The sequence below is a fragment of the Nocardioides sp. genome (genome assembly GCF_047607365.1).
In the GTDB taxonomy this organism is placed as follows: Bacteria; Actinomycetota; Actinomycetes; order Propionibacteriales; family Nocardioidaceae; genus Nocardioides.
The window spans coordinates 1-2,680 of sequence record NZ_JASGDD010000004.1 but is presented as its reverse complement, the minus strand read 5'-3'; the positions used below and the strand labels follow the sequence as shown (position 1 = coordinate 2,680).

Genomic DNA, 2,680 nt, shown 5'->3' with positions numbered 1-2,680 from the left:
GGGCAGGATCTCCCGGGCCGCGTACGCCGACTCGCCGGCGCCCCGGGTGCCGAGGACCGCGTTGCGGGCGACCGTGACGAGGTCGCCGAGCACGGCGCTCGCGGTCGGCGCGCCGCCGGCGCCGGGGCCGTAGAACATCAGCTGCCCAGCGGACTCCGCCTCCACGAAGACCGCGTTGTAGGCGCCGCGCACGCTCGCCAGCGGGTGGCTGCGCGGGATCATGACCGGGTGGACGCGCACCGAGACGGCGTCCTCGCCCGCCTTGCCGCTCGTGCCGGGCAGGGCCTCGGCGATCGCGAGCAGCTTGACGACGCTGCCCATCGCCTTGGCGCTGGCGACGTCGGTGGCGGTCACCTCGACGATGCCCTCGCGGTGCACGTCCGAGGCGGTGACGCGGGTGTGGAAGGCGAGGCTGGCGAGGATCGCGGCCTTGGCGGCTGCGTCGAACGCCTCGACGTCGGCCGTGGGGTCAGCCTCGGCGTAGCCCAGCTCCTGGGCCTCGGCGAGCGTCTCCTCGAAGCCGGCGCCGAGGGTGTCCATCTTGTCGAGGATGAAGTTGGTGGTGCCGTTGACGATGCCCATCACCTTGCGCACGTGGTCACCGGCGAGCGACTCGCGCAGCGGGCGGAGGATCGGGATGGCGCCGGCGACGGCGGCCTCATAGTAGAGGTCGCGGCCGGCCTTCTCGGCCGCCTCGAAGAGCGTCGCTCCGTCCTCGGCGAGCAGCGCCTTGTTGGCCGTGACGACGCTGGCGCCGTGCTCCAGCGCGCTGAGGATGAGGGAGCGCGCGGGCTCGATGCCGCCGATCACCTCGACGACGAGGTCGACGTCCTCCCGGGCGACCAGGCCCGCCGCGTCGGTGGTCAGGAGCTCGGCGGGCACCTCGATCTCGCGGGGCGCGTCCAGACGGCGCACGGCGACGCCGACGAGGTTGAGCGGGGCGCCCACGCGCGCGGCGAGGTCGCCGGACTGCTCGGTGAGCAGCCGCACCACCTGGGACCCGACCGACCCACAGCCGAGGACCGCAACGTTGAGAGGGCGCATGGGTCCAAGGGTATCGGCGCCGCGCGCCGACCGCTCATCGGTGGCGATTAGGCCATGGGGCGCTCCGCGGTCACCGACCAGACGTGGTCGATCAGGTCGTCGGCGGTGAAGGTGAAGACGTCGATGCCTCCGACGGCGAGCTCGCCCATCGTGGCGTTCCACACCGAGACCCCGCCGTCGGGGCCGGCGCGAAGCTCGACCTCGCTGTAGGTGAGGCCGGGGCGGGCCGCGCGGAAGGCGCCGATGAACTCGCCGAGCGCCTCGGCGCCCACCAGTCCATCGGCCTGCTCGCCGATCGCGCGGGCACCGAAGCGGACCCGCGCGGTCGGGGTCGCGATGCGGACGGCCTCGTCGAGGTCGCCGTTCCAGAGTCGTGTCCACCCGTGAAGGGCGTCCAAGCGTGCCGAGTCGGTCATGCGACCAGGCTTCCAGCGACCACCGACAATTCGCCGACGGCGCCGGGACGGGCGCGTGGTTGGCTGGGCGCATGACGTCGTACATCGCCCAGGTCACCGTCGACTGCCACAACGCCTACGAGCTGTCGCAGTGGTGGAAGCCCGTGCTCGGCTACGTCGACCTCCCCGACGACCCGAACGAGCCCGGGCACGAGGAGTGCTCGATCATCGACCCCGACACCCGCCAGGAGGTCCTCTTCCTCCAGGTGCCGGACGAGAAGAGCGTGAAGAACCGGCTCCACTTCGACCTCCGGCCGCGCGAGCGCACCCGCGACGAGGAGGTCGAGGTGGTGCTCGCCCACGGCGCCAGCCTCGTCGCCGACCACCGCGGCATCGACGGCCCCGGCACCGGCTGGGTCGTCCTGGCCGACCCGGAGGGCAACGAGTTCTGCATCCTTCGCTCCGACGCCGAGCTCGCCGCCCGGCCGAATGCCTAGCGGGACTCGCGCAGCCGGAGGGCGGGCAGCGAGGCGGCTGCGCCGAGTGCGCCGGCGGCGAGGACGAGCAGCACCGCCCCGTCCACCGGGCGGGTGGCGGCGAACGCGGCGAAGACCGCGCTGCCGAGCGCCAGGACGAGCGCCTGGGTGAGGGCGTCGTTGAGCTGCAGCGCCGAGGACACGCGACCGTGCTCGGACGCCGGGGCGGTCGAGAGCGTGAGCACGCTGAGCGTGGAGAAGGCCAGGCCGATCCCGAGCCCGGCGAGCGCCCACGCGAGGACGGGGACGACGAGCGGGACGGCGTCGACGACGACCAGCCCGACGCCGAGGATGCCCGCCGCGGTGGCCGCCACGCCCACGCGTACGCCGAGGAGCGGGTCTCCGAGCAGGCCCCGGCGTCGCCCGGCGAGCCACGACCCGAGCGCCCACGCCACCGCGCCGGTCGTGAGCACCCAGCCCGCTTGGCCGAGGCTCAGCCCGCGGGCGAGGTGGAGCAGCAGCGGTAGATAGGCCTCCGCGCCGGCGAACGCGGCCCCGATCAGGCCGCGGGTGGCGACGATGCTGGGCAGCCCGCGTCCGCCGCTCCACGTCCTCGCGGGAAGCAGCGCGCGCCCGGCGAGGACGGCTGCGGCTCCCCCGGCGACGAGCAGAAGCACCCGCGGCACCGGCTCCGTCCTCGCCGCGACGCTCACCGCGAGGACCCCGGCCGCGGCGGCCAGCGCACCGACCGCGGTCGCCCGCGAG

At 74.5% G+C, this 2,680-nt stretch carries 3 protein-coding genes and 1 pseudogene; 1 reads left to right on the top strand and 3 read right to left on the bottom strand.

Annotation, left to right across the window (positions count from 1 at the left end; all coding sequences use genetic code 11):
* Together QM572_RS00240 and QM572_RS00235 are read right to left on the bottom strand one after the other, a co-directional pair.
* The coding region (locus tag QM572_RS00240; RefSeq protein ID WP_415088786.1) for a homoserine dehydrogenase at positions 1-1,044 on the bottom strand (1,044 nt) is incomplete at its 3' end.
* Positions 1,045-1,091: 47 nt separating this feature from the next.
* Positions 1,092-1,460, bottom strand: a complete 369-nt coding sequence (locus QM572_RS00235) for a nuclear transport factor 2 family protein (RefSeq protein WP_415088784.1) — start codon at positions 1,458-1,460, stop codon at positions 1,092-1,094.
* Between the two features lie 71 nt (positions 1,461-1,531).
* On the opposite strand from QM572_RS00235, the gene QM572_RS00230 reads away from it, so the two are divergent.
* Entirely contained in the window at positions 1,532-1,936 is a 405-nt protein-coding gene (locus QM572_RS00230; RefSeq protein WP_415088782.1) for a VOC family protein, read from the top strand.
* Here QM572_RS00230 and QM572_RS00225 read toward each other — a convergent pair.
* Positions 1,933-2,680 (bottom strand): annotated as a pseudogene (locus QM572_RS00225) (MFS transporter); the annotation flags it as partial. The gene QM572_RS00230 and the pseudogene QM572_RS00225 sit on opposite strands and share 4 nt — an antisense overlap.

What these genes read in the sequence shown, in the direction of transcription:
- QM572_RS00235 (WP_415088784.1), bottom strand. Translation starts at nt 1,460, where the DNA reads ATGACCGACTCGGCACGCTTGGACGCCCTTCACGGGTGGACACGACTC.
- QM572_RS00230 (WP_415088782.1), top strand. Translation starts at nt 1,532, where the DNA reads ATGACGTCGTACATCGCCCAGGTCACCGTCGACTGCCACAACGCCTAC.